The 25,579-nt window shown below is 49.8% G+C and carries 22 protein-coding genes; 16 read left to right on the top strand and 6 right to left on the bottom strand.

Going from position 1 to position 25,579, the window contains the following annotated elements; translation table 11 throughout:
* The first annotated feature begins 8 nt into the window (after positions 1-8).
* Complete coding sequence (locus tag KNP62_RS13110) at positions 9-656, top strand: hypothetical protein (RefSeq protein ID WP_214785815.1); 648 nt, start codon at positions 9-11, stop codon at positions 654-656.
* A 37-nt stretch (positions 657-693) separates the two neighbouring features.
* Here KNP62_RS13110 and KNP62_RS13105 read toward each other — a convergent pair whose 3' ends face one another.
* Positions 694-1,194, bottom strand: a complete 501-nt coding sequence (locus KNP62_RS13105) for a hypothetical protein (protein ID WP_214785814.1) — start codon at positions 1,192-1,194, stop codon at positions 694-696.
* 81 nt (positions 1,195-1,275) lie between these two features.
* Entirely contained in the window at positions 1,276-1,464 is a 189-nt protein-coding gene (locus KNP62_RS13100; RefSeq protein ID WP_214785813.1) for a hypothetical protein, read from the bottom strand.
* 135 nt (positions 1,465-1,599) lie between these two features.
* Here KNP62_RS13100 and KNP62_RS13095 point away from each other — a divergent pair, with 135 nt between their 5' ends.
* The 6 genes from KNP62_RS13095 (at position 1,600) to KNP62_RS13070 (ending at position 7,225) form a co-directional block, all read left to right on the top strand.
* Positions 1,600-3,012 carry an NAD(P)H-binding protein gene (locus KNP62_RS13095; protein ID WP_214785812.1) on the top strand — a complete coding sequence of 471 codons (1,413 nt, stop codon included), beginning with the start codon at positions 1,600-1,602 and terminating at the stop codon, positions 3,010-3,012.
* 181 nt (positions 3,013-3,193) lie between these two features.
* Positions 3,194-3,550 (top strand): PadR family transcriptional regulator, encoded by a 357-nt coding sequence (locus tag KNP62_RS13090; RefSeq protein WP_214785811.1) that lies wholly within the window; start codon positions 3,194-3,196, stop codon positions 3,548-3,550.
* Positions 3,543-4,283 (top strand): permease prefix domain 1-containing protein, encoded by a 741-nt coding sequence (locus KNP62_RS13085; RefSeq protein WP_353047537.1) that lies wholly within the window; start codon positions 3,543-3,545, stop codon positions 4,281-4,283. The genes KNP62_RS13090 and KNP62_RS13085 overlap by 8 nt, the downstream gene beginning before the upstream one ends.
* Positions 4,284-4,286: 3 nt before the next feature.
* Complete coding sequence (locus KNP62_RS13080; protein WP_214785809.1) at positions 4,287-5,066, top strand: ABC transporter permease; 780 nt, start codon at positions 4,287-4,289, stop codon at positions 5,064-5,066.
* Between the two features lie 12 nt (positions 5,067-5,078).
* Positions 5,079-6,572: a hypothetical protein gene (locus tag KNP62_RS13075; protein WP_214785808.1), complete on the top strand. Its 1,494-nt coding sequence runs from the start codon at positions 5,079-5,081 to the stop codon at positions 6,570-6,572.
* Positions 6,573-6,583: 11 nt separating this feature from the next.
* Positions 6,584-7,225, top strand: coding sequence for an ABC transporter ATP-binding protein (locus tag KNP62_RS13070; RefSeq protein ID WP_214785807.1), 642 nt, complete (start codon positions 6,584-6,586; stop codon positions 7,223-7,225).
* A gap of 52 nt (positions 7,226-7,277) precedes the next feature.
* Here the strand turns inward: KNP62_RS13070 and KNP62_RS13065 are convergent, their stop codons facing one another.
* Positions 7,278-7,661, bottom strand: a complete 384-nt coding sequence (locus KNP62_RS13065) for a hypothetical protein (RefSeq protein WP_074033560.1) — start codon at positions 7,659-7,661, stop codon at positions 7,278-7,280.
* Between the two features lie 295 nt (positions 7,662-7,956).
* On the opposite strand from KNP62_RS13065, the gene KNP62_RS13060 reads away from it, so the two are divergent.
* Positions 7,957-9,513, top strand: a complete 1,557-nt coding sequence (locus KNP62_RS13060) for a SulP family inorganic anion transporter (protein ID WP_251125720.1) — start codon at positions 7,957-7,959, stop codon at positions 9,511-9,513.
* On the opposite strand, the gene KNP62_RS13055 is transcribed toward KNP62_RS13060, so the two are convergent.
* Both KNP62_RS13055 and KNP62_RS13050 read right to left on the bottom strand, forming a co-directional pair.
* Complete coding sequence (locus KNP62_RS13055) at positions 9,510-9,839, bottom strand: YolD-like family protein (protein WP_214785804.1); 330 nt, start codon at positions 9,837-9,839, stop codon at positions 9,510-9,512. The two genes, KNP62_RS13060 and KNP62_RS13055, sit on opposite strands and share 4 nt — an antisense overlap.
* Positions 9,836-11,131, bottom strand: a complete 1,296-nt coding sequence (locus tag KNP62_RS13050) for a Y-family DNA polymerase (RefSeq protein ID WP_214785803.1) — start codon at positions 11,129-11,131, stop codon at positions 9,836-9,838. The genes KNP62_RS13055 and KNP62_RS13050 overlap by 4 nt, the downstream gene beginning before the upstream one ends.
* Before the next feature lie 254 nt (positions 11,132-11,385).
* Here KNP62_RS13050 and secA2 point away from each other — a divergent pair, with 254 nt between their 5' ends.
* The 6 genes from secA2 to KNP62_RS13020 all read left to right on the top strand — a co-directional run bounded on the left by secA2 (position 11,386) and on the right by KNP62_RS13020 (position 20,433).
* Complete coding sequence (secA2, locus tag KNP62_RS13045) at positions 11,386-13,752, top strand: accessory Sec system translocase SecA2 (RefSeq protein ID WP_214785802.1); 2,367 nt, start codon at positions 11,386-11,388, stop codon at positions 13,750-13,752.
* Positions 13,752-14,558: an SLAP domain-containing protein gene (locus tag KNP62_RS13040; protein WP_214785801.1), complete on the top strand. Its 807-nt coding sequence runs from the start codon at positions 13,752-13,754 to the stop codon at positions 14,556-14,558. Before secA2 ends, KNP62_RS13040 begins: the two co-directional genes overlap by 1 nt.
* Before the next feature lie 129 nt (positions 14,559-14,687).
* Positions 14,688-16,973: a bifunctional 2',3'-cyclic-nucleotide 2'-phosphodiesterase/3'-nucleotidase gene (locus KNP62_RS13035; RefSeq protein WP_251125718.1), complete on the top strand. Its 2,286-nt coding sequence runs from the start codon at positions 14,688-14,690 to the stop codon at positions 16,971-16,973.
* Between the two features lie 175 nt (positions 16,974-17,148).
* Positions 17,149-18,591 (top strand): carbon starvation CstA family protein, encoded by a 1,443-nt coding sequence (locus KNP62_RS13030; RefSeq protein WP_214746137.1) that lies wholly within the window; start codon positions 17,149-17,151, stop codon positions 18,589-18,591.
* Positions 18,592-18,686: 95 nt separating this feature from the next.
* Positions 18,687-19,358: a PAQR family membrane homeostasis protein TrhA gene (gene trhA / locus KNP62_RS13025; RefSeq protein ID WP_051829405.1), complete on the top strand. Its 672-nt coding sequence runs from the start codon at positions 18,687-18,689 to the stop codon at positions 19,356-19,358.
* A 157-nt stretch (positions 19,359-19,515) separates the two neighbouring features.
* Positions 19,516-20,433: a proline dehydrogenase family protein gene (locus tag KNP62_RS13020; protein ID WP_214785800.1), complete on the top strand. Its 918-nt coding sequence runs from the start codon at positions 19,516-19,518 to the stop codon at positions 20,431-20,433.
* A 419-nt stretch (positions 20,434-20,852) separates the two neighbouring features.
* On the opposite strand, the gene KNP62_RS13015 is transcribed toward KNP62_RS13020, so the two are convergent.
* Positions 20,853-21,755, bottom strand: coding sequence for an SDR family oxidoreductase (locus tag KNP62_RS13015; RefSeq protein WP_214785799.1), 903 nt, complete (start codon positions 21,753-21,755; stop codon positions 20,853-20,855).
* Between the two features lie 214 nt (positions 21,756-21,969).
* Between KNP62_RS13015 and KNP62_RS13010 the strand changes: the two genes are divergently transcribed.
* Both KNP62_RS13010 and KNP62_RS13005 read left to right on the top strand, forming a co-directional pair.
* Positions 21,970-24,381, top strand: coding sequence for a 3-hydroxyacyl-CoA dehydrogenase/enoyl-CoA hydratase family protein (locus KNP62_RS13010; protein WP_214746155.1), 2,412 nt, complete (start codon positions 21,970-21,972; stop codon positions 24,379-24,381).
* An 18-nt stretch (positions 24,382-24,399) separates the two neighbouring features.
* Positions 24,400-25,572, top strand: coding sequence for an acetyl-CoA C-acetyltransferase (locus KNP62_RS13005; RefSeq protein WP_214785798.1), 1,173 nt, complete (start codon positions 24,400-24,402; stop codon positions 25,570-25,572).
* The last annotated feature ends 7 nt before the right edge of the window (positions 25,573-25,579 follow it).

The following is a 25,579-nucleotide window of genomic DNA, read 5'->3' as shown; positions in this document are numbered from 1 at the left end:
GAGTCGATATGAAACGTTACTTGAAGTGGCTTTTGATTGGATTTGGTGTGATTGTGATTGGGGTGGCGGGGGTGGTATTTGCCTTTTATCGGTCGATGCAACCAGATCCCGATGAGGAAGCAAAAGTGATGAAGATGGCTGAATCATATGTACTCGAGCGATTCAAAGACGCTGAAGTGACAGAGGACGTATTATTCGACAACATGGGAAACTTTCCGTTTGAGTATGCGGCGATTGCGGTGGATTCGGTGACGGGGACGGAGTTTTATGTCTACGAGGATGAGTCGACCGGAGAAATTGTTGATACGTTTCTCTCATCCAAATGGGAAGATGCGGTCACAGAGGCGATTGAAGATTCGATTGACACGGCGTTTGGTTCAGACGTCACCTACGTCGTCCTATATGACGAAGAAAGTATCCGACAACTTGATGTCTCCTCGGCAAATCCAATCGCCTATCAGACAGCCGACGTGTCGCCGACAATCTTATTGACGCTTCATCGAGAGCCGAAAGCTGATGACAAAGAACGCGTTCGAATATGGATGTCTGCGTTACAAGAGAACGACATCTTGCAGCGAGCCGAGATTCGTGTCGACTATACTGCTAAAAACGGAGAAATTTTAGATGACGGTACTGGTCTTAATTTATCGTTTTAACAAGAATCCCACTTTCCAATCGGATAGTGGGATTTATTCAATCCAATACTCGGTTGATCCAGCGTTTGAAAAAAGGTTGTTCCGATTGTGTCACACTATGATTATTAAGCTCGACTTCTTCTATTGCCTCATTCGGAGATTTCAATTGAATCGTCATCTCGTCACCAAGCCCAGTCGTTAAACCGTTTTGGAATGTAAGATGTCTCGTCACATATGCATTCGCATATAAGAAACCGCTTTTTTCCTCCACTTGCACATCCTGAATTGTATATTGGAACTGCTCGACCCAATCCCGCTGACCGAGGACGAGTCGAACGAGATCATCTTCGTGCGACAGTTTCGTTCGCTCGATATCTTCGAGCGGGGTATGTGCTTCAATTGCTACTCGTTGCGCGTCTAAGATGTCTTTGAAGTGATGTGTCGCAGCTTCTGTCGTCCATGTAGCGGATCCTGTCTTTGACTCTGTCGCATAGTGGAAAAGAACAAACCCAATCAAGGCGAATAACGCCATGGCACTTACTCGTTTGAACCGTTTCATCGTCGTGTTCCCTCCACATAAATTGAAGTCTATTGGTTACCAATCTGATAACTGGTGATATCGATTTATTCCACTGCTGGTCTATCGACCCGTGATTTGATCAAACCAACTTGCGACCAAGTCCGCGCTGCCATCTTGGAACATAAATATGGATACTCCGATCATCACAAGCCCGACTAAAATCAATCCACCTTGTTTCGCGCTACTTACAATCCCTCTCACGACGAGGATCATTCCCAATCCAAGCAAAAGAAAATACCAGAATCCCATGAATATTCCTCCTTTTTCTAATTATTCTCATTTTATTACGTATTGAACGGGCAGGCTCTACATACTTAGACTGATTTATTTTTTCGAAAAGACGGGTACATTACCTCTATGTGAAAATGAAGGGGAGTGAGCTTTATGCGGAAAACGATTGTCATTGCGGGAGCGAGCGGCTATATCGGCTCGAATGTGATGGAACAGCTGAAAGAAGAGTACGATATCATCGCGTTGTCGCGATCAACGAAGAATAAAGAAGATGAAGCCCATATCACATGGCGTGCCTGTGACTTATTTTCATATGAGGCAACAAGAGAAGCATGTGAGGGAGCGGACTACGCCATGTTCCTTGTCCACTCGATGATTCCGGATGGTGGCTTGACGCAGGCGACGTTTGAAGACATGGATGCGCTCATTGCCGATAACTTTGCCCGGGCGACGAAGGCGAACGATATCGAGCAAATCGTCTATTTGAGCGGCATCATTCAGAAACAAGAGAAGACGTTGTCACGTCACTTGAAGAGTCGGCTCGAGGTCGAACGTATCCTCGGCGGACAAGGCGTCCCGGTGACGACGATTCGGGCTGGGCTTATCATCGGTCCAGAAGGTTCATCGTTCCCGATTTTAGCGAAGCTTGTTAAACGATTGCCGTCGATGATCCTGCCACGGTGGACAAAGACGGAGACGCATCCGATCGACATCCGTGAAGCCGTTCAGGCCCTCATCTCGGTCGTCGGTGCCGAATCGCTTTATGACCGTCATATCGACATCGGGGGTCCCGAGGTGATGACCTATCGGAAGATGATCGAACAGACGGCCGAAGTCATGGACAAGCGTCGCGTCTTGATCGACTTCCCATTCCCGACAATCAAACTGTCGCGCCTATGGGTCATGGCCGTCACGGGTGAACCGAAGGCAACCGTCTATCCGCTCGTCGAGAGCATGGGGCACGCGATGGTGGCAGAAGATACCGTCGAAGGCATCGGACAAGGTGAAATTCCATTCAAACAGGCTGTCGAACATGCGCTTGAGGAAGAGGAGAAACAGTCCTCGGGCGGCAAGAAGAAAAAGCAACCGAAGTCGTACACGGTCCGCTCGATTCAGCGGTTCGGTCTGCCGGAAGAGAAGTCGGCAATTTGGATGGCGGATACGTACTTTGAATGGCTCGGTCGTTTTATGTATCCGCTCATTCAGACGACAAAAGAAGACGATGATTGGGAGATTGCGCTTCTCGATCCGTCGTTCGTCGCGCTTCATCTATCGCTTGAACAGGAAGCGACGGACGATATGGCATCCTTTGCGATTGACGGGGGCAAGTTCGTCAAATTGAGTGAAGAGGATAAGACGGGACGTCTCGAATTTAGACGCTTACCGGAATCGGATGAAGGACTCGTCGCCATCCATGAGTTCGTACCGGCACTTCCGTGGTGGTTCTATACGAAGACTCAGGCGAAAGCCCATCTCGTCGTCATGTGGTTGTTCGGCCGTCACGTGAAGTTGCTGGCGAAAGACGCGGAAGACGGTGATCAAGTCGTAGAGGCTCCGACGAATTAAATGTGATGAAGTAGAGGAAGACAGTGACCCTGTCTTCTTTTTTATGCCCAATGGTCTCGATTTTCATCTGATTTTTAATGTTAATGTACCCAGAAGACTCAAAAATAAAAATACATTGCATAACGAGGTATTGGCATGGGAAAATTAGGTAAGTTGAATTAGATGATGAATGGAGGGCACTATGGAAATCGATAAAGAAATGCTGAAAGGTCATATCGATACGATGATTCTGTCGTTACTCAACAATCAGGATATGTATGGCTACGAAATCGCCAAAGTCGTACACACACGTACTGATGAAGCGTTCGAGTTAAAGGAAGGGACACTCTACTTATCTTTAAAACGTCTTGAGAAAAAAGGGAGTGTGGAATCTTATTGGGGAGACGAGCAAGGGCCCGGGGGAAGACGGAAGTATTATCGGATCACGACAGATGGACGAGCCGTCTTGGCACGAAAGAAAGTGGAATGGCGTCTTGTGAAACAATTGATGGACCTATTTTTGCATGAAGAAGGTGATTTGTTTGAAGCACGTGGATGAATACATTGACGAACTCTATCAAAACGCAGACCCCCGCCTGCAAGAAACCATTGAATTAAAAGAGGAGACGCGAACTCATTTAGAGCAGTCGATTCATGATTTGATGATTAAAGGTCACTCAGAGTCAGATGCCACTCGCATTGCATTCAATCGGTTTGGAGGGGCTGAGCAAGCGGAATCGATCATACATATGATGCAAATTCAACAAAATCGTTTTGCGAAACAACTGCTTCAAATCGGATTTAGCATCGCGATCGTATCGATGTTCCTATTCATCACGTCGATTGTCGTTGGTGGGCGTTATGATTTGGTGTTTGCGGATGCCGTATACCTGAATATTGTTGAATCTTCAACAGATGAAGAAATGAGTCAAGCCATTCTCGAGACGAGTCGATTGATTCATGGTGTGACGATTTCAGACTACAGCAATTCTGAACAGGTCTTCTCAGATGCTAAGCGGTGGTCGGGTACTGTTGGACTCATCTCGAATGAAATCTCATATTTGGAGAACGGATTGCTGGTTGTCATTGATGTCATTGATCCACGTAAAATCGGCAGCTTCCTTTTATTGATTGGATTGACGATTTATCTGGTCTTATCGATGGTATGGGGTGTGATCAATCTACATATAAACAGACGATTGAACGTGTGGAGTCTTACGCTTTTATTTTTATTGAACGTGCTCGGTTATTGGATGGCCAATCAATTGGTCTCCACGGAAAAGGAGGACTAACGAATGAAGCAGCTTATTCGACGTGAATTCACTAATTTATGGACACCGCGTTCTCTCATGGTATACATCGGTATCATTTTCATCGTGCCGTTCGTGCAATTTATGACCGTTCGGGATCGGTATGAGTTCTTTAGCCCAATCGAGGTGTTTGAAGAAAGTGTATCTACCATTCCTGCCATGCTGTTTCCGGTGCTAGCCATCTTAATCTTTTTGCCAAATATCTTGGCTGAATATCGGCACAATTTTTTGACGTATACACGAACACGTATCGATTTATCTGTGTATCTGGTTGCGAAAGGTTTGGTTAATGCGATTTTGAGCGGGATCGTGCTATTCTCCATGATTTTCATGACGTTTTTATTTGTCATGTACGTGGAACCTCTATTCCATTTAGTTGAGTACACCGCTGTGACAGATGGAGTAGTGATCCCGACTACGACGTTTTCCTTTTTGCAAGAGATTCATCCGATGCTCTATGGATTTTCTTATGCTGTCTGGATTGGTGTGAACGGGTCGTTGTATGCGACGATGGCGTACCTGTTGATTTTGACACTCGACAACTTATTTGTAGCCATCTCTATCCCATTTTTGGCATACCACATTCTTAATTTTGTGGCAGGGATTTTTCAGGTTCCGCAATTCTCGCCACTTAGCACACTATTTCCGTTTAATATTACGGCACAACCGATTTGGACAATTTTCGTTCCATTCCTTCTTTTTCTCTCCATTGGTTTCGGCATCTATTTATTCCATCTACGGCCACGCCGGGAGTGGAGTTTTTGAGGAGGAAAAATGATGGTCGTTGATCGATTGATGAATGAATTTACAAAAAGGAGCTGGCTCTTTGTTGGGGTCATCATCTTTCTCTATAGTTTGAGGGTAAAACGACAGATACTAGACACGGTACGTTTGAATCAGGTTGAGGTGAATGTATGGGACGGATTTTATGCCCTTATGACGGATATGTATCTTCTGACGTACTTTGTCTTTCCTGTCATATTATTTTTATCAGTTGGGATTTTGATTCGGGAGTATCGTCATGAGGTACTCATTCGAATGTTGACTCCACAAGCTTGGATTTACCGAACGCTAAAACTATTTTTTGTAGAAGCCGCACCGCTATTTACCGTGTTGTTTATACTCAGTACGTTGATGATGATTGGACTACCATATGAAGCCGGTTGGAGTGATTACACGAAGATGGTCACCGAAGTCAATGCGACGAGTGTATTGCAAAGTCGCTTTTCGCTCCCTTGGTACCCGTTACCCGTTCAACTTTGTCTATGGTTCCTTTTCCTGACGACAGTTCATTTTTCGTTAGCCGGGATCTTTCTTCTTCATGTTAAAAAAGGATGGTTATACACACAGGCGATCTTCACATTTTTACTTGGGGTCGTTGGATTTAAACTATTTCCCGAGCAATTCTCATTTCTGTCGCCGACGACATATTTATCTATTTCAATGACGTCCGTTTCGTATTCAAATTTGATTATGGCCGCGCTCATCCTGACAGGAATGATCTTGGGTCAAGGGCTGCTGTTCCGTCAACTTTCAACGATTCAACGAATAGAGTGGAAGCAATGGAGAGGGAACGGAGCATACCTTTTATATGCTGGGTTGGCCATCCTTCATATTTCTTACAACGGAATTTTGAATAGGAGAGAAGGGGCGACGGCTGATGAAGTGATCGTAGCAACCTTCATTGGGGTGGGGGCAGATTATTTTTCTTATTTGTCCTTTATGTCCTATGTGATTCTCTTTTTTGGGGCAACCTATATGAGTCAACTTCGCATGCAGCGAGAACTTTTGGAAATTAGTCATTACAAGTTGATTCGTTATAAGAGTCCGCATCGTTGGTTTCGCAATATTCTCCTTCAGGAGACTGTGTTCTTCTCAATCCTTACACTCAGTTTAATCGGACTGACCTTACTAATGGCATTTCTGTCGAATGTACCATTTGACGTCCATCAAACTTATCAGGGGTATGCTTTCGCGAGCGTTTTAGGTTTTCTGTTTGTGAGTACTGTTTTGCAGTGTCTCGTGTATACGTTGCTCTGCTTCATGCTGTCTTGGATGATTCGAGAAGTATATGTTGTACCGACCGTTATCGGTCTGTTGTCTTTATTTTTATTTCCAAGTCTGCATGTCAACTGGTTACCAATCGGAATGAACGCGTTAATCGTTCTTGAGTCTACTTCGATGTGGACCGTGTTTATACAGTTGATTGGAGCACTGATTGTACTGATGCTCGGGATTACGTTGTTGTTAAGAAGAAGTTTGCATGTATAAGGAGGATGAATATGACTGCAGTGATCGAATTAAAAAATGTAACGAAATCCTACAAAGGCAATTTGTTATTTGATGCGGTGGATTTGACTGTTCCACAAGGGCGGATTGTCGGAATTGTCGGACCGAACGGATCTGGCAAATCCGTCTTGTTCAAAATGATGTGTGGATTTGTGTTCCCTGATCATGGAGAGGTTTACGTTGAGGAGAAACAAATTGGAAAAGAGCAACGGTTCCCGGAAGGTGTCGGTATGATTATCGATCGTCCAGGTTATATTGCCAATAAGACAGGATTTGAAAACTTAAAAGAACTGGCACAAATTCAAAATCAGATTGATGAAGAGAGAATTCGAAAGACAATGTTGATGTTGGGATTAAACCCAGACAATTCACAAAAAGTGAAAAACTATTCGCTTGGAATGAAGCAAAAACTTGCTATCGCACAGGCGATTATGGAAAACCAACATATCTTGATTTTGGATGAAGCGTTCAATGCATTAGATCATGATAGTGTCGAATCGTTACGTGAACTATTACTTGCTTTCCGAGAAGAAGGGAAGACTATTTTAATGACGAGTCACAATCAAGAGGATATCGATTACTTATGTGAGGATGTCTATCGAATCAACCGTGGCAAGCTTGAGAAAATTGTATGAATCAAAAAGGCGCGGAATTGTTCGTTTAGAACGAAACCGCGCTTTATTAGCGTTAGTTACTCTTCCATTGACCTGTGACTTGAACACTCACTGGTGTGGTCAAATCGTTACTGAATTGAACACGCGTTGATCTCCCTGAAGAGATTGAATTTGATAATGAACGAGTCTCATTATCCGATACAGAGCGAACCCAAGAACCTGTACCAGAAGAGGCAGTCATTCTTGCATCGACAGTATAAGACCCGCCAACTGTTTTTGATGAAAGTGTTCCCGAAGCATTTGAAGAAGATTTTGTCTGATACCCTGTGTATCCACTCCCGTTAAACGATGCGACTGTGGTGTCATAGTTTGAATATGTTGTACCTGCCTGAGCAGCTCCCCCGAGTGCTAACAATCCTACAGCTAACCCCATTGAGATCATCGACTTACGCTTCATCATCATTCCCCATTTCAAGTATATTGTGGTACAGAAAAAGAATAGCATAAAAGAAAATAATGATAACCATAAAAATCATTAAAAAGTAAAAATAAACCAAACTGCTCAAATGCTTTTAAAAAGTCCTAAAATGTCTCCAATCTTCAAAATGTACATATGCAAAATACAGAAACATTCAAAGAGGGATGCTGTTCTTTGTACATTCTGTTAACGTTTTTCTCAACCCGTTTACAAGCCCTCTTTCCAGGCGTACACTGAACTCGCTTTTGAACTGATTGGAAAGAAGGAATGTATGATGCAAGACTCACTCTCCACACGTGAGATGTGGCAAAAAGACATCTCGGCCGGGGTCACGGTCGGTGTCGTCGCCATCCCGCTCGCCATGGCATTTGCCATCGCCTCAGGGGTCCCGCCGGTGTACGGGCTCTACACGTCCATTTTCGCTGGAATCCTCGTCAGCTTGTTCGGGGGTTCGACGTTCCAAATTGCCGGGCCGACGGGAGCGTTCATCCCGATTGTCTCGGGTGTCGTTCTCGCATACGGATATGAGGGATTGCTCGTCACGACCGTTCTTGCGGGGATCTTACTGCTCCTCATGAGTGTACTTCGGGTCGGACGGCTCATCCGCTTCATGCCCCGTGCTGTCACGATTGGCTTCACGGCAGGGATTGCCGTCGTCATCTTCGTCGACCAGCTCGATGAGTTGTTCGGGGTCACGTTTAAAAAGGCGCCACATTTTCATGAGAATCTGCTTCGTCTCGGTCAGGCGCTTCCCGAAGCATCGATGTGGCCGATTGTCATTGCCGGGATCGGCTTTTTGACGCTTTGGCTCGTGCCGAAGCTGCCGTTTCGTTTACCGCTCTTACTCATGGCGATGCTCGTCCCGACGTTCGTCAGTCTCCTCATCCCGGGTGAGATCGCGACCATCGGGAGTGCCTACGGCGGTATCCCGAGCGGACTGCCAGAATTCAACTGGCTCGCGATTGACGTCGACTTGATTACCACGCTCCTTCCGTCTGCGTTCGCCATCGCCTTCCTCGGTGCGCTCGAGTCACTTCTTTCGGGAACGGTCGCCGATGGGATGGCGGGGACGAAGATGAAGCCAGACAAGGAACTGTTCGGGCAAGGGCTCGCGAACGTGATCACACCATTCTTCGGTGGAATCCCTTCGACAGGTGCCATCGCTCGGACGGCGACAAACATTCAGGCGGGAGCGGTCAGCCGACGTGCCGGCGTCATTCACGGCATCACGGTACTCGTTGCGGTGCTCGTCCTCGCACCATTCGCGAGTTACGTGCCGCTCGCCGCACTCGCTCCGATTTTGATGCGTGTCGCCTGGAACATGTCCGAGCGTCATCATGTGATGGCGATGCTACGTCATCGTTCATCCGAGTCGCTCGTCCTTCTCGTCACGCTACTGTTGACGGTATTCGTCGATTTGGTCGTCGCCGTCGAGGTCGGGGTCATCTGTGCGCTCGCGCTCTTCGCGAAGCGGATGGCGGATACGATCGACGTGCGTGAACGGACAGAACGGTACGTCACGCGGGACGGACAAATCGTCTTCAGTGTAGAAGGCCCCCTCTTTTTCGGTGCGGTCGAGCTGTTCGAGCACGTCCTCCATCACATTCATCGGGAACCGAGCGTGTTCATCTTCAACTTCCACCGCTGCCCGGTCATCGATGTGACCGCGGTCGAGGAGTTGCGTCGTGTCGTCATCGAACTGAAAGCGGCCGACCGTCACGTCATCTTCGCGCATCTGTCGCCATCGGTCCGTGCGACGCTTGCTCACTATGGACTACTCGACGGGATCGAGACGTTCGAGACAACACAAGAGGCAATCGAGGCGTCTTAACGAACGGACAAGATCTCTCCGAATGGGACGCGCCGTATTTCACCGTCGAACAGTTCGACTTCGCGCTCGGCATAATAGATGGCGTGGACGTAGCCGCGCATGCTTTTTGTCAAGCCGTCCACGAACAAGGTCACCTCGACCTGGTCGCCTTCACGAATGGCGCGTTCGAGCTCGGTCTGCCAGAGATAGAGAAGCTGTTCGTCCAAGTCGGGCAGCTCGATCTTTTGGATTTGGGCATAGTAACGTTTCAGTAGGGCGACGTGCTCGGGCATGAGAAATGGGATCCATTTCAACTCACCCCGGTCACGATAGCGGGTCTTACTCATGAGGAATCGCCTCCTTGTTTATGTCCGCCAATTAAGCGTTGGCGCGTCCGAAGCGGACTGTCTTTCAGTAAGCTTGACGCCGGTCGGATCGTGCCGCGACCGAACCGGACGTTCAAACCGTCAATCAAATCGAGGAAGTCGAGCCGCTTCGCCTTCGCCCATTCGTCTTCGAAGAACGACAATTGGACGTGGTCGCTCCGTGGCTCGAGTTTGCCGAGTGCGACCGAGACGTAACGGACGGCTTCCGTCTCTTCCCAGCCATCTAAAAATAGTTGCAATAAGATCGGTAAAAATTCTTGCTCGTCCGCTGTGAAGCGGGGGAGTTTCTTTTGTTTGCTGAACCCACCTCGGTCACTCGTCCGCGTATAACGTACCCCGAGATGAATCGTTCCCCCGACGAGTCCTGCTTGCCGGGTCCGCATCCCGACTTCGACCGCAATCGCTTGTAGGACGAGCCGGATCGAGGAATACGTCGTGTAATCTTTCATGAGGGTGATTCCGTGTCCAATCGACTTCGGTCGCGTCCGTTTCGCCCCGAACAAGGAACTCGCCGGCAAGATGGTCGGCGACTCATCGATGCCCCAGGCGTGATGCCAGAGTTCGGCACCGATCACGCCGAATTTTTCATGAAGAGACTCGAGCGGATAGCGGGCCAAATCACCAATCGTGAAAATGCCGAGTCGCTGCAAGTGGACCGCCATCTTCGCCCCGACGCCCCACATCTTCTCAATCGGGGCAGGGTGAATCAGTCGCTCGACGTCATGGAGGAAACATGTGGCGACACCTTTCTTTTTCGCATGCAAGTCGAGGACGAGCTTGGCGAGGACGTTGTTCGGTCCGATGCCGATGGTCACAGGGATGCCCGTATAGCGAAAAATCGTCGCACGCATGAGGTGGGCGACGTGCTCGTCACTACCGAACAACCGCTCCGTTCCCGTCATGTCGACGAGCGTCTCGTCAATCGAGTAGACGCGAATCGCTTCGGGCGGGGCGAACTGATGGAGGATGTGGATGATTTGGATGGAGACGTTCAAGTAATGACTCATCCGTGCCTCGGCATACAAAACGTCCCGTCGTTCGTGCCACGGGAGGCGGTCGATGTGGAAGCGACGCGATCCGGTCTTGATGCCGAGTTGCTTCATCTTCGGGGTCGCCGCCAGGACGAGTGCCCCGCTATCCTGTAGATTCGAGAGGACGACGAGCTTCGTGCGGTAAGGATTTTTGTTGCGCGCGGCACACTCGCAACTGGCATAGAACGAGACGCTGTCGATACAAAAGATTCGTCTGCGCATCGTCACCACTCCTTTTTTTACGAACAAATGTTCTGTTTTTCTCATCGTAACACGGTCTCACGCCGTCTCAAATAGTGAATTGAAAATATTTTTACAAAGACTTTTTGAAAATTAACCAAAATTTATAGGTTTTTAACATGACAAAAACCAACTTTTAGGAAGTTTTCGTAAAAAAATCTCCGAATTCACTCGATTTTCGTTATAATAGACGAGTATGTAACAGATGAATTGACAGAAAGATGGAGGCTATTAGTGTGATCCAATTTGTAAAACAATTAACGAATGATCAAAGCCGGCGTTTGAAAGCGTACGAACGACGGGTCGCGCGAATCAACGACTTAGAGACAACGATGCAAGCACTCTCGGATGACGAGATGCGTACATATACGGAGACGCTCAAAGCACGTCTCTTAGATGGAAAGAAAGTCGATGACATCGCCGAAGAAGGGTTCGCCCTCGTCCGCGAAGCATCGGTCCGCGTGCTCGGCATGCGTCATTACGACGTCCAGCTCATCGGTGGATTCGCCCTTCTCGAAGGAAACATCTCGGAGATGCCGACAGGGGAAGGGAAGACGCTCGTCGCCGCTTTGCCGAGTTACGTTAAGGCACTTGAAGGAAAAGGCGTCCACGTCATCACCGTGAACGATTATTTGGCGAGACGTGACGCCGAACAAATCGGTAAAATCCATGACTTCCTCGGTTTGACGGTCGGCTTGAACGTGCCGGACATCGAACCAGACGAGAAGCGCGCCGCTTATCAGGCAGATATCACGTACGGGGTCGGAACCGAGTTCGGGTTCGACTATTTGCGTGACCACCTTGTCGGGAAGCCAGAAGAGCGCGTCCAGCGCCCGTTCCATTTCGCCCTCGTCGACGAAGTGGACAGCATCTTGATTGATGAGGCGAAGACGCCGCTCATCATCGCACAAAAGGACCGCTCGCACATCCGCTTGAAACAGCTCGCACAACAAGTCATCTCGAACTTTGAAGAGACGGACTATGAAGTCGATTTGGAATCGAAGGCGGCCTCGTTCACCGAAGCCGGAATCACCAAGATTGAAGAGTTGTTCGCCATCGACAACTTGTTCAGTGCGTCGCATCAGGTGCTCTACCACTATCTCGTCCAGGCGCTTCGTGCGAACGTGTTGTTCGAGCTCGATGTCGACTATATCGTTCGTGACGACAAGATCGAGCTGATCGACTTGTTCACGGGACGTATCATGGAAGGACGTAGTCTCTCGGAAGGATTGCATCAGGCGCTTGAAGCGAAAGAAGGCGTCACGATCACCGAGGAGAACAAGACGACGGCGGAGATCACGATCCAGCACTACTTCCGCATGTATCCGCTCGTCGGCGGGATGACGGGGACGGCACAGACGTCACGCCAAGAGTTCTTGAAGACGTACAACATGGACGTCGTGCAAGTGCCGACGAACCGTGAACGGAAACGAATCGACCATCCGGACCGTATCTTCATGACGATCGAACAGAAGTATGCGGCCGTGACGGAAAAAGTCGACGAATTGCATGCGATGGGACGTCCGGTCTTGATTGGGACGACATCGATCGCGCAATCCGAGGCAATCAGTAAACATTTGAAAAAGAAACGGATTAAACATGACGTGTTGAATGCGAAGACGGTCGCACAAGAAGCCGACATCATCGCCGATGCTGGGCAGTTCGGGAAAGTGACGATTGCGACGAACATGGCCGGACGCGGAACGGACATCATGCTCGATGCGAAGTCGAAAGCAGCAGGTGGACTATTCGTCGTCGGGACGGAACGTCATGAGTCGCAACGTGTCGACAACCAGCTTCGTGGACGCTCCGGGCGCCAAGGTGACCCAGGGGAGACTGAGTTCTTCGTCTCGCTCGAAGATGAAATTGTGAAACGATATGCCGCGCAAAAACTAGAGCGCGTCGAGAAGAAACTGAAACCGAACGCGACCGGTGAGATCTCGTCAAAAGAAGCGATCGATGTGGTGGAATACGCCCAGACGACGATTGAAGGAATCGGCGTATCGATTCGTGACTACTTGTTCAAGCTCGATGACGTCTTGAACGAACAACGGAACATCATCTATACGATTCGCGACCAGGCCGTCAATGCCGATGCGGATGCCATCACGAAAAACGTGCTCAGCATGATGCGTCTCGCCCTCGAAAACAGTATCGATATGCACGTCTCGGACGAACTCGTTCCGGAAGAATGGCCAGTCGCCGAATTGAAAGAAGACTTGCGCTATTTGACGATGCAAGAGCCGACTTGGTCGAACGACATCGCGGATACGTACGAGTTGAAAGAAGCGTTGAAGGATTGGATGAAAGAAATCATCCAAAAAACAGAAGCGCGCCTTACGCGAGAAGACGTCGTCTTATTCACGAAAGAGTCGCTCCTTCGTGCCCTTGATACGAAATGGACGGACCACTTGACGATGATGAGTGGATTGAAAGAAGGAATCGGTCTACGGAGCTATGCCCAAGAAGATCCAAGTCGTCTCTTCAGCAAAGAAGGGTTGGACATCTTCGAACAGACGTATGTCAACATCGCCCGTGACGTGACGGTAGAACTATGCCAGCTCGACCTGTACTTCGTCGAGACGGCAGAGGAGGAAGTGTAATGTTAGGATTTCGTAAGCGAAAACAAATCGAGACAGGCAAAACGGAAGAAGGGCGTCAGTTGACGCTCGTCTTCGATGATGAGATGGGAATCCCGAAAGAAGATGAGTACGTCTTCCGTTATCATGCGAAACGACTCCCGGCACTCCTCGACAACCAGCTCTCAATCGAACTGTTGAGCGCCGAGTCGCTCGGTCAGGACTTGTCGATTGTCGCGTTGTTCCGCAACACGCTCCCGAGTTCGTTTGAAATCAACGAACTTCCGGTCTTGTTGCTCGACGCGAACAACATGCCGCTCGGTCGAAAAGTATTGGAACGTTCGGCGCTCCCGAACTTCGAGCCGTGGACGAGTAAGCCCGTCTACCTCGATTTCCTTCAAGATGAATTGTTTGGCGAGATTGAAACGTCATCACCACTTCGTCTCGTCTTCCAAATGAACCCGATCGACGCGATCCAAGCCATCTCACGCGAGGCGATGGAACAGTTCTCGCCAGGGGCGTGGCAACAAGTGATGCGCACGAACGTTGCGACTCCACCGGTCGGAGAAGACGAGTTCAACATGATGCTCGTCGCCGTCGAACAAGATGAGACGCACGTCACGACGACACTCCTTCTCCGAAACGGCTATGCCCACGATTTAAATGTGGAACAACTCCCACTCGAACTCATGAGTGGAGAAGAAGTTGTCGGTCTCACGACAATCCGTCTCGAGAACCCGGTTCACAGCAAACATGCCTACCCGATTTCCGTCACGTTCGAGAACGTGGAAGGGGACGGCCCGTTCACCGTACGGATTAAACGCTCATAAGACGAAAGACCTAATTTCTGTAAAGGAAATTGGGTCTTTTTTATACAAAATTTTAATAGAAGGTCAACGAGGCTGGTGTTATATTGAGTATGGTTAGACACTTATCAACCAGACAAAGGGGACAATCACATGAAAAGTGCATTAAAATGGTCGATCGCGACCGCGCTCGTGTTACCAACCGTTTTACCGCTACAGGCACCAAACGTTTTGGCAGAAGTCGACGAGGATATCGTCAAGCTCCGTTTCTTAGAGACGACAGACTTACATACGAACATCACGAACTATGACTACTTCCAAGACAAGGTCGACAACACGATCGGGTTGACGAAAGTCGCGACACTCATCAATGAACATCGTACAGCCGCTGGGGAATCGAACACGTTCTTGTTCGATAACGGCGATACGATTCAAGGGACACCGTTTGGCGACTATGTTCGTGAGCTTCAAGCTGGGAAAAATGAAGCGTTCGAACATCCGATGTATAAGGCGATGGCAGCACTCAACTATGACGCTGTCACACTCGGGAACCACGAATTCAACTTCGGGCTCGAATTCTTGTACAACGCGATGGAAGGGTCGAAAGGGAAGCTCCGCTTCGTCAACTCGAACGTTAAAGACTTAGAAGGCAACCCGATCGTCTCGAAGTTCAACGTGGATGGACAAGAGGTCCAAATCATCGAACGGACGGTCACGGACACAGACGGGGAAATACATACAATCAAAGTCGGTGTGTTCGGTGTCGTGCCGCCGAAAATCATGTCATGGGATTCAGGGAACCTACAAGGCCGCGTGACGGCAGAGGACATCATCCCATCGGCGCGTGAATCGGTTCAAAAGTTGAAAGACCAAGGAGCAGACGTCGTCGTCGCGCTCGCGCACTCAGGCATCGGCGAAAGTGCGGCACTCGCGGACGAACAGCTCGACAGCGAAGAGAACGTCGGATATGCGCTCACGAAGATTGATGGGCTCGACATGGTCATGACGGGGCACCAGCACGGTCGCTTCCCGGATGCGAAAGGCATGTTCGCTTCGTTCCCGAACGTCGATATGGCAAAAGGGACGATCAACGGCAAACCGGTCGTCATGGCGAACAACCAAGGGAAAGACCTCGGTGTCATCGATTTCGAACTCGAACTCGTCGACGGCAAATGGCAGATTCTTGACGCATCAGCTGCGCTCGACACGGTGACGGCTGATACGGCGGTCGACCCGACAATCCAGGCGTTGATCGAAGACGACCACCTGGCGACGATTGACTACATCAACCAGCCGGTCGGTCAAATTCAAGACGATATTCAAAGCTACTTCGCGCTCGTCCGTGACGATGCGTCGGTCCAGTTCGTGACGAACGCACAGAAATGGTACGTCGAGAAAGAACTCGAGACGAACCCTGAGCTTTCACCTTACAAAGGCCTGCCACTCTTGTCGGCAGGGGCACCGTTCAAAGCGGGTGGGCGTGAGTTGACGGACGCAAGCTATTACACGAACATCCCGAAAGGTCAAATCGCCTTGAAGAACGTGGCGGACCTATATGTCTATCCGAACACGCTTGAAGTCGTCAAAGTGACAGGGAAAGACGTCATGGACTGGCTCGAGATGTCAGCGGGGGCATATGACCAAATCGAGACAGATGGGGAAAATCTCCTCAACCTCCAGTTCCGTAGCTATAACTTCGACGTCCTCGACGGTTTGACGTATGAGATCGATGTCACAGGTCCGGCGAAGTTCGATGTCGGCGGGAAGCTCGTCAACGAGAACGCCAATCGTGTGAAGAACGTCGAGTATAACGGTCAACCGATCACGATGGACCAAGAGTTCTTGGTCGCGACGAACAACTACCGTGCCGGCTCGTCTTCGTTCCCGGGTCTCGGTGGCGGGAAGAACATCGTCTATCGCTCAGCGTATGAGACACGTAACGTCATCTCGGACTATATCGTGTCGAGTGGCAGCAACTTGGACTATAAAGCCGACAACAACTGGAAGATTGTCACGGACGCAAAACGTTCTGTGACATTTGAGACAGCAGATGCCGGCAAGCAATACTTGAACCTTTACGAAGGCATCGAAGCGACAGACGCGACTCGTGCGGACGCAGCGGGGCGTCTCTTCCGGACGTATACGCTCGGTCTCGAGCCGACAGCACCAGAGTTCGTATTGACCCTCACGGTAGATACAATCAAACCAGGTTCAAAACGCGTGACGGGTATGACGGCTCCTGGAGCTGACGTGACGCTTCGCGACGGCAATCGTCTATTGGCTGAGACGGTCGCAAATGAGAAAGGGGAATATGTACTGTCTGTCAAACCGCTCAAGCTTCGCCAAACAGTCGAAGTCGTCAGTGAAAAAGACGGTCAGACGAAGTCAGAAATGAAAGTCGTCGGTGCCGGCCACGTCGGTGAACCAGCGCTTCGTTAATTGGAAATGAGCTTCCTGAATGGGGGCTCATTTTTTGTGGCAAAAATGTGAATGAAAACCCTTACATCCCATAGATTTTTCTTGTATAATCAATCATGTAATCGGTTACATGACACATGTAAACCGAAGAGCTGACGGGGATCAGCTACATATGGACGGAAAAGGGGACTGACAGATGATTACATTCTTTGTCGCACTCGCACTACTTTTGGTCGGGTATTTGGTATATGGTCGTTACGTCGAGAAGACGTTTGGCATCAAGGAAGAGCGGACGACGCCCGCTTACGCTTCCCAGGACGGCATCGACTACGTGCCGATGGGTAAAAAACGGAACTCGATGATTCAATTACTGAACATCGCCGGTGTCGGACCAATCTTTGGACCGATCATGGGGGCGCTCTACGGACCGGTCGCATTTCTTTGGATTGTCTTCGGGTCGATTTTTGCTGGGGCGGTACACGACTATTTGACAGGAATGATTTCCCTTCGGAATAACGGGGCACACTTGCCACAACTAGCGGAGAAGTTCCTCGGACGCTCGCTCCGCCATATCGTCAACGGATTCGCACTTTTACTTCTCTTACTCGTCGGAACGGTGTTCGTCACGTCTCCGAGTAACATGATCAACAACTTGTTCGATGGGAATGCATCGACGCTCATGTTCGTCATCTTCGGCGTATTCGCCTACTATATTTTGGCGACGCTTCTCCCGGTCGATAAGATTATCGGGCGCATCTACCCGTTCTTCGGGGCACTACTCGTCGTCAGTGCTATCGGGATTGCGGTCAGCTTGTTCGCACAAGGCTACCAAATCCCAGAAATGACATTGACGAACATGCATCCGGACGGCTTGCCAATCTGGCCGCTCCTCTTCTTCACGATTTCGTGTGGGGCGCTCTCTGGCTTCCATGCGACACAGTCGCCGATCATCTCGCGGACGACGATGAAAGAAAGCAACGGGCGTGAAATCTTTTACGGTATGATGATCGCCGAAGCAGTCATTGCCATGATTTGGGCTGGGGCTGCGATGGCCATCTTCGAGCCAGGTGAATTGCTCGGACTCATCAACTCAGGGACGCCGGCACTCGTCGTCCAAGAAGTGGCGACACTCATGCTCGGTAGCATCGGTGGGACGCTCGCGATTCTCGGTGTCATCGTCTTACCGATCACGTCAGGCGACACGGCATTCCGTAGTGCCCGTATGATCATCGCGGACTACTTGTCGATCGCACAGAAGAAGTTCTCGTCACGCCTCTGGATCGCACTTCCACTCTTCGCGATCTCATACGTGCTCACGAACATGGACTTCCAGATGCTTTGGCAATACTTCAACTGGGCGAACCAGACGACAGCGGTCATCGCACTGTTCGTCGGGGCGATGTACCTCTACATTAAAGGGAAAAACCACTACATCGCGCTCCTACCGGGGACGTTCATGTTGTATGCAGTCTGGTTCTACATCTTGACGGCACCGATCGGCTTCAAGCTGGACGGAGTTCTTCCGTACGTCATCTCGACACTCGGAACGTTGACGTTGCTCGTCTTGTTCCACAAGCGGGCACGCGCGATGCGGGCTGCACAAATGGAATGTGACGTTCCAGTGAAAGAAGTCGCATAATCTCGACACGGGCTAATCGGTAGCCTGTGTTTTCGATTGCGTTTAAATCGGGAAATGTCCATACTAGAGGGAACAGTTATGGAAGGTGGGAGCATATGAAACAAGAACAACTCAAAGAGATGCTCCATGCCGACACGCTCGGGGAAGAGATCGCGAGCGCAATCACGCACGGCTTAGGAGTCATCTTCAGCATCGTCGCCCTCGTCTTACTCGTCATGAGTGCGACGGAAAGTGGGAGCACGTGGAACGTCACGGCGGTCAGCGTGTTCGGGGCATCGATGATTTTACTCTACTTATTCTCGACGCTCATGCACGCCATCCCGCATCCACGGGCGAAGCGGGTGCTACAAGTGTTCGACCACGCGGGGATTTACTTACTCATCGCCGGAAGCTATACGCCGTTTGCCCTTGTGACGCTTCATGGGACGCTCGGCTGGACGTTGTTCGGGATTGTATGGGGTGTGGCGATTCTCGGAATCGTCTGGAAACTGTTTTCGACCGGGAAGTATATGTGGGTGTCGAATGTGACGTATCTCGCACTCGGCTGGATCTGCATCATCGCCATCCGTCCGTTATATGAATCACTCGGTCATCAAGGGTTCATGCTTCTCCTCGCAGGAGGGATCGCCTATTCGGTCGGAATCGTGTTTTATGTGTGGCAAAAACTGCCGTTCAACCATGCGATTTGGCACTTGTTCGTCCTAGCCGGAAGCGTGTTCATCTTCCTAAGTATTTTGCTCTATGTCGCACCTTCGACAAGCCTATAAGACAGCCGTCCTACGGGGCGTCTGTCTTTTTTGAAAAGTTGGGAAGAAAGTGCTGCAAACGGTTACAAAAATACAGACGAATTGACGTTTGTGTGTCATAATAATTGCAGACATCATCATAGAGATAGATGGGTGTAAAAGTAAGGGGGAAAATCAGATGGAAAAAGTGTTGCGCGATGGATTTATCTACATGTCACAAAACAAAACACTCAACAGTTTGGCAAAGAAATATGGCCTACGATTTGGTGCATCACGCTTTGTAGCAGGGGAAGACTTTAAAGCATCCGTTCCGACGATTCGCGAATTGAACGCGAAAGGGTTGTCGGTCACGGTCGACCACCTCGGGGAATTTATTAAGACGGTCGAGGAAGCGAATACGAATCGTGACGAAATCATTCGTGCGATTGAAATTATGGCAGAAGAGCAATTGGACGCCTATATGTCCCTTAAATTGACGTCACTCGGATTCGACATCTCGGACGAATTGATTGCAGACAACATGCGTCAAATTTTGACGGTCGCACAAAGAGTCGGGGTCTTTGTGGCCATCGATATGGAAGACGAGCAGCGTTGTGAGAAGACGCTCGAATTGTTCAAGAAGCTGAAGGCTGAATTTGACGGTCTCGGGACGGTCATCCAGTCGTACTTGTATCGCTCGGAAGATGACATCAATCACCTCGCACCGCTCAAGCCGAACCTCCGGATCGTCAAAGGGGCATATAAAGAGCCGGCGACGGTCGCGTTCCCTGAGAAAGAGGACGTCGACCATAACTACGTGAAGCTCGTTAAACTCCATCTTGCGAACGGGAACTATGCATCCATCGCGACACACGATGACCATATGATTGACGCCGTCATCGAGCACGTCAAAGAAAACAACATCCCGCTCGACCAGTTCGAGTTTCAGATGCTATACGGCATCCGCGTCGAGCGTCAACTCGAGCTGGTGCGCCAAGGATACAAAGTCCGCGTCTACGTGCCATACGGCCGTGACTGGTACGGTTACTTCATGCGCCGCCTCGCGGAGCGTCCGGCAAACGTGGCGTTCGTGTTAAAAGGAATGGTCAAACGATAAGAGGAAAGGCACATGACAGAGCTGTTATGTGCCTTTTTTTGATGATGAGTTGTCTGTAGGTGTGTCCTCCGACTAAGTATTGAAGGCTTCGGCGTTCGAGAACTTCATTCAGCTCGGATTAATTTGTTTATCCTCTGAGGAAATACATTAGCCAATAATAAAATCCCATAAAAAATGGCGAGTATTTCTAATACCACTGTAAAGGCAATTCGTCTTTTTTTATGAAATGGTAATTGGTGAAAGGAACTTTTTTGAAGAGCGAAAAAATCGTGCTCCGTTAAGTGATAGTGAGTGATCAATACGTTTCCTCCATTCTATAGAAAGTGGTAATCTTTTCCTTATTGAAACATAGAAAAGATGGAGAAGGGAAACAAAAGGAATTAACAAAAAAAGACCCAGCAATCGCTGAGTCTCACCTATTATCCGTTAATCACTGTACCACCATTGACGTGAATGACTTGACCACTGACATACGTCGAGTCATCGCTTGCAAGATAGACATAGGCCGGTGCGAGTTCGGCCGGTTGCCCCGGACGTTTCATACCGGAAGAGTCCCCGAACGATTTCACTTTCTCTGCATCAAATGTTGACGGGATGAGCGGTGTCCAAATCGGACCCGGTGCGACTCCGTTGACGCGAATTTTTTTATCCGCCAAGTTTTTGGCGAGCGAGCGGGTGAACGCGGTGATGGCGCCTTTCGTTGATGAATAGTCAATCAATTGGTCGTTTCCTTCATAGGCCGTAATCGAAGTCGTATTGATGATGCTCGCCCCTTCTTTTAAATAAGGAAGCGCGGCTTTCGTTAAGTAGAACATGCTGAAGATATTCGTGCGGAATGTCTTCTCGAGTTGTTCGTCCGAGATGTCGAGAAGTGATTCCTGCGGATGCTGCTCGGCAGCGTTATTGACAAGGATGTCGATATAACCGAACGTCTCAAGCGTCTCCTCGACGACTTGTTGACAGAAGGAAGATTCCCCGATGTCTCCCTGCAGCAAGAGGCAGGCTTGCCCCAAATCTTCAATCCGTTCTTTCGTCGCTTCCGCGTCCTCGAGCTCGTTTTGATCCTTATAAACGATGACCGAGTTCGCACCTTCATGGGCGAAGAAGATGGCGACCGATTTCCCAATCCCGGAATCCCCGCCGGTGATAATTGCGACCTTGTCTTTTAACTTGTCACTTCCCTTATAGTCTTCCCGTTCATAGATCGGGAAGGGTTCCATCTTTGAATCGATTCCCGGTTGGTGTGCCTGTTCTTGAGCTTTCTTTTTGAACGACTCAAAGTCTTTTCGGCTACCGACAGTGTTTAAACGATTATCATGCATGTGTACATTCCCCTTTCTAAATTTGACTCTTGTTGTCTATACCACACTTATTGAAAACTAATCGCTCAATCAAAAAATGGAATGAAATTGAAAAATGAACGCTTGCGAATGAATGTTCATTCATTTATGATAGAAGAGTAAACACGATGGTGATTGCGATTTTTTTTACGCGTGAAATGAATCACTATTCATTCTCATTTTAGGGGGGAACACTATGACGAGTCACATCGAACAATCAACCGACCTCCGTTTGACGAACTCAATTCGTTTTGCGGTCGTCATCGGTTCAGGAGTAATGGGGGCGGGGATTGCGGCTCACTTGGCGAACGCGGGGATTCGTTCGCTCATGCTCGACATCGTACCACGTGAATTGACAGCAAAAGAGGAAGCGAAAGGGTTGACGCTCGAGTCACCAGAAGTACGAAATCGCATCGCCTCAGAAAACCGTCAGAAGCTATTGAAACAAAATCCGGCACCACTTGCGACAGCCGACCATCTCAACTTCATCGAAGTCGGGAACTTAGAAGATGATTTAGAGCGTTTGAAAGAAGCGGACTGGGTCATCGAAGTCGTCGTCGAGCGCCTCGATGTGAAGCAACAGCTCTTCGAGAAGATTGCACCTTACATCCGTGAAGATGCGATCCTCAGCTCGAACACGTCAGGAATCTCCATCGAAGCGATGGCAAGTGCCCTTCCGGAAGGATTGAAATCACGCTTCCTCGGAACGCACTTCTTCAACCCACCGCGCTACTTGAAGTTGCTCGAACTCATCCCGACGGAGAAGACAGCACGCCCGGTCATCGACTTCATGTCACGCTTCGCGGAAGACCGTCTCGGGAAAGGTGTCGTCGAAGCCAAAGACACGCCGAACTTCATCGGTAACCGCATCGGGACATACGGTCTCCTCGTCACGTTCGAAGAGATGCTCAAGCAAAACGCGTCAATCGGAGAGATGGATTCGATCACAGGTCCACTCATCGGTCGTCCGAAATCAGCGACGTTCCGCACACTCGATGTCGTCGGAATCGACACGTTCGTCCACGTGGCGGGTAACGTCTACGAGACGCTCGAAGCTGGGGAAGAGAAGGACACGTTCGACGTCCCTTCAGAAATGAAGCAACTCGTGGAAAAAGGCTGGATCGGACAGAAGGCCGGTCAAGGCTTCTATAAGAAAGAAGGAAAGGTCATTCAGGAATTGAATCTTCAAACGTTCGAATACGAACAATTGAAAGCGATTACAGGTCCTGAGCTCGATCAAATCAAATCACTTCCTGGTTCGAAAGCGAAGTTGAAAGGTGCCATCTTGAACAAAGGTCGCGTCGGACAACTGCTCTGGCCAATCACGGCGAAGACGCTCGCTTACTCGGGACGTCTTACTGGAGAGATTGCAGACACAATCGTTGCGATTGACGATGCGATGAAGTGGGGCTTCGGTTGGAAATTCGGACCGTTCGAAATGTGGGATGCCCTCGGTGTTGAAAAATCAGTCGAACGTATGAAAGCGGAAGGCTACGACGTCCCGGCATGGATCGATGAGATGCTTGCTGCAGGCAACACGTCATTCTACAAGGGAGACCAGTATTACGATAAAGCGTCGAAGGCGTATGTCGAGAAGACCGTCAACCCGAAAGAATTGAAACTCAAGCCACTCGCAAAATCAAACGGCATCATCTTAGAGAACGGTGGGGCACGCCTCGTCGATATCGGCGATGACGTCGTCGCACTCGAATTCACATCACCAAACAACGCGATCGGTGTCGACATCATGCAGATGATCGAACAGTCGATTGACCGTGTCGAGCAAGACTTCAAAGGAATGGTTCTCGCGAACGACGGCAAGAACTTCTGTGTCGGTGCGAACCTTGCGATGATGCTCATGGAAGCAGAAGACGAGAACTGGTTCGAACTCGATTGGATCATCAACAAGTTCCAACAAGTCGTTCAAAAGATTCGTTATTCAAGTCGCCCGGTCGTCGCCGCCCCATACGGCATGACGCTGGGTGGCGGAACGGAAATCAGCTTACCGGCAGCACGTATGCAAGCTGCGCTTGAGACATACATGGGTCTCGTCGAAGTCGGTGTCGGTCTCATCCCAGGTGGGGGCGGAAACGTCAACACGTATCGTCGTCTCCTCGAGCAGACGCCGAAATCGATGCAAAACATCGAGAAGGCTGCGCAACAGACGTTTGAGAACATCGCGATGGCGAAAGTATCGAAGTCGGCATTTGATGCGAAGACGCTCGGTTATCATCGTGCGGTCGACGGCATCTCGATGAACCGTGATCACTTGACGTTCGATGCGAAACAGACGGTACTCGAACTTGCTGACGGTTACACGGCACCGGTTCGTGAGAAATTACCGGTCGTCGGTCAAACGGGTAAAGCGACGCTCGAACTCGCGGCGTACGAAATGTTCTACGGCGGTTATATTTCAGAGCATGATTTGAAGATTGCGAAGAAACTCGCACACGTCATCAGTGGTGGCGATTTGGCATACGGTACGCTCGTCGATGAACAGTACTTCCTCGATATCGAGCGTGAAGCCTTCTTGAGCCTTATCGGGGAGCCGAAGTCACAACAACGGATGCAACATATGCTCGTGAAAGGCAAACCACTACGGAACTGATAAAGGGGGACATAACAAATGAGGGAAGCAGTCATCGTAGCCGGCGCACGGACGCCGGTCGGAAAAGCAAAACGCGGTTCGTTCCGTAACGTTCGTTCGGACGAGCTCGCGGGATATGCCATCAAGGCAACGCTTGAGCGTTCAGGATATAAAGGCCCGATTGATGACGTCATCATGGGTTGTGCGATGCCAGAAGCGGAGCAAGGGATGAACATCGCTCGCTATGCGGCGGTCCGGGGGGGACTGTCGCACGAAGTTCCAGCGATCACGATCAACCGCTACTGCTCGTCAGGTCTTCAAGCCATCGCAGATGCGGCGGCGAAAATCATGATCGGTCAAGCAACGGCGATCATCGCCGGCGGTATGGAGTCGATGAGCCAAGTCCCGATGGGGGGGCACGTCATCCGTCCAAACCCGAACATCATGGAGACTTCACCTGAATACTACATGAGCATGGGTCATACCGCAGAGCGTGTCGCGGCTGAATATAACATCTCGCGCGAAGACCAAGATGCGTTCGCCATCAACAGCCACCAAAAAGCGGCTGCAGCCATCGCGGGTGGCAAGTTCCAGGAAGAAATCGTTCCTGTGACGGTCATCGAACACGTGCTCGGTGAAGACGGTAAAGTCGCGGAAGTGGAGAAAGTCGTGAAGCATGACGAAGGTGTCCGTGCCGATTCGACGATCGAAGCGCTCGGTAAACTTCGCCCAGCTTTCAAAATCAAAGGTTCGGTCACGGCGGGTAACGCCTCACAAGTGTCAGACGGAGCGGCAGCTGTCCTCGTCATGGACCGTGAAGAAGCAGAACGCCAAGGGTTACAACCGATGGCGAAGTTCCTCTCGTTCGCAGTCGGCGGTGTCCGTCCGGAAGTGATGGGGATCGGTCCAGTCGTCGCCATTCCAAAAGCACTCGAAATGGCTGGCGTGAAGTTAGAAGAAGTCGGATTGTTCGAGTTGAACGAAGCGTTCGCGAGCCAATCACTCGGTGTCATCCGTGAACTCGGAATCGATCCATCGAAAGTGAACGTGAACGGTGGCGCGATCGCCCTCGGTCACCCACTCGGATGTACAGGAGCAAAACTTTCTGTCTCGATCTTGCATGAGATGAAACGACGCAATGAGAAGTATGGGGTTGTCACGATGTGTATCGGCGGCGGAATGGGCGCGGCTGGTGTCTTCGAATTACTTTAAGGGGGAA

The organism is Exiguobacterium sp. s183, from assembly GCF_018617655.1.
Taxonomy (GTDB): Bacteria; Bacillota; Bacilli; order Exiguobacteriales; family Exiguobacteriaceae; genus Exiguobacterium; species Exiguobacterium aestuarii_A.
The sequence above is the reverse complement of the archived record's forward strand: the minus strand, read 5'-3'. Positions and strand labels throughout refer to the sequence as shown.

Coding starts and splice junctions, on each gene's coding strand:
- KNP62_RS13075 (WP_214785808.1), top strand. CDS start 5,079: ATGGTCGTTGATCGATTGATGAATGAATTTACAAAAAGGAGCTGGCTC.
- KNP62_RS13040 (WP_214785801.1), top strand. CDS start 13,752: ATGTTAGGATTTCGTAAGCGAAAACAAATCGAGACAGGCAAAACGGAA.
- KNP62_RS13050 (WP_214785803.1), bottom strand. CDS start 11,131: ATGCGCAGACGAATCTTTTGTATCGACAGCGTCTCGTTCTATGCCAGT.
- KNP62_RS13005 (WP_214785798.1), top strand. CDS start 24,400: ATGAGGGAAGCAGTCATCGTAGCCGGCGCACGGACGCCGGTCGGAAAA.
- KNP62_RS13010 (WP_214746155.1), top strand. CDS start 21,970: ATGACGAGTCACATCGAACAATCAACCGACCTCCGTTTGACGAACTCA.
- trhA (WP_051829405.1), top strand. CDS start 18,687: ATGAAACAAGAACAACTCAAAGAGATGCTCCATGCCGACACGCTCGGG.
- KNP62_RS13060 (WP_251125720.1), top strand. CDS start 7,957: ATGCAAGACTCACTCTCCACACGTGAGATGTGGCAAAAAGACATCTCG.
- KNP62_RS13080 (WP_214785809.1), top strand. CDS start 4,287: ATGAAGCAGCTTATTCGACGTGAATTCACTAATTTATGGACACCGCGT.
- KNP62_RS13105 (WP_214785814.1), bottom strand. CDS start 1,194: ATGAAACGGTTCAAACGAGTAAGTGCCATGGCGTTATTCGCCTTGATT.
- KNP62_RS13065 (WP_074033560.1), bottom strand. CDS start 7,661: ATGAAGCGTAAGTCGATGATCTCAATGGGGTTAGCTGTAGGATTGTTA.
- KNP62_RS13030 (WP_214746137.1), top strand. CDS start 17,149: ATGATTACATTCTTTGTCGCACTCGCACTACTTTTGGTCGGGTATTTG.
- KNP62_RS13020 (WP_214785800.1), top strand. CDS start 19,516: ATGGAAAAAGTGTTGCGCGATGGATTTATCTACATGTCACAAAACAAA.
- KNP62_RS13095 (WP_214785812.1), top strand. CDS start 1,600: ATGCGGAAAACGATTGTCATTGCGGGAGCGAGCGGCTATATCGGCTCG.
- KNP62_RS13015 (WP_214785799.1), bottom strand. CDS start 21,755: ATGCATGATAATCGTTTAAACACTGTCGGTAGCCGAAAAGACTTTGAG.
- KNP62_RS13090 (WP_214785811.1), top strand. CDS start 3,194: ATGGAAATCGATAAAGAAATGCTGAAAGGTCATATCGATACGATGATT.
- KNP62_RS13055 (WP_214785804.1), bottom strand. CDS start 9,839: ATGAGTAAGACCCGCTATCGTGACCGGGGTGAGTTGAAATGGATCCCA.
- KNP62_RS13070 (WP_214785807.1), top strand. CDS start 6,584: ATGACTGCAGTGATCGAATTAAAAAATGTAACGAAATCCTACAAAGGC.
- KNP62_RS13035 (WP_251125718.1), top strand. CDS start 14,688: ATGAAAAGTGCATTAAAATGGTCGATCGCGACCGCGCTCGTGTTACCA.
- KNP62_RS13100 (WP_214785813.1), bottom strand. CDS start 1,464: ATGGGATTCTGGTATTTTCTTTTGCTTGGATTGGGAATGATCCTCGTC.
- KNP62_RS13110 (WP_214785815.1), top strand. CDS start 9: ATGAAACGTTACTTGAAGTGGCTTTTGATTGGATTTGGTGTGATTGTG.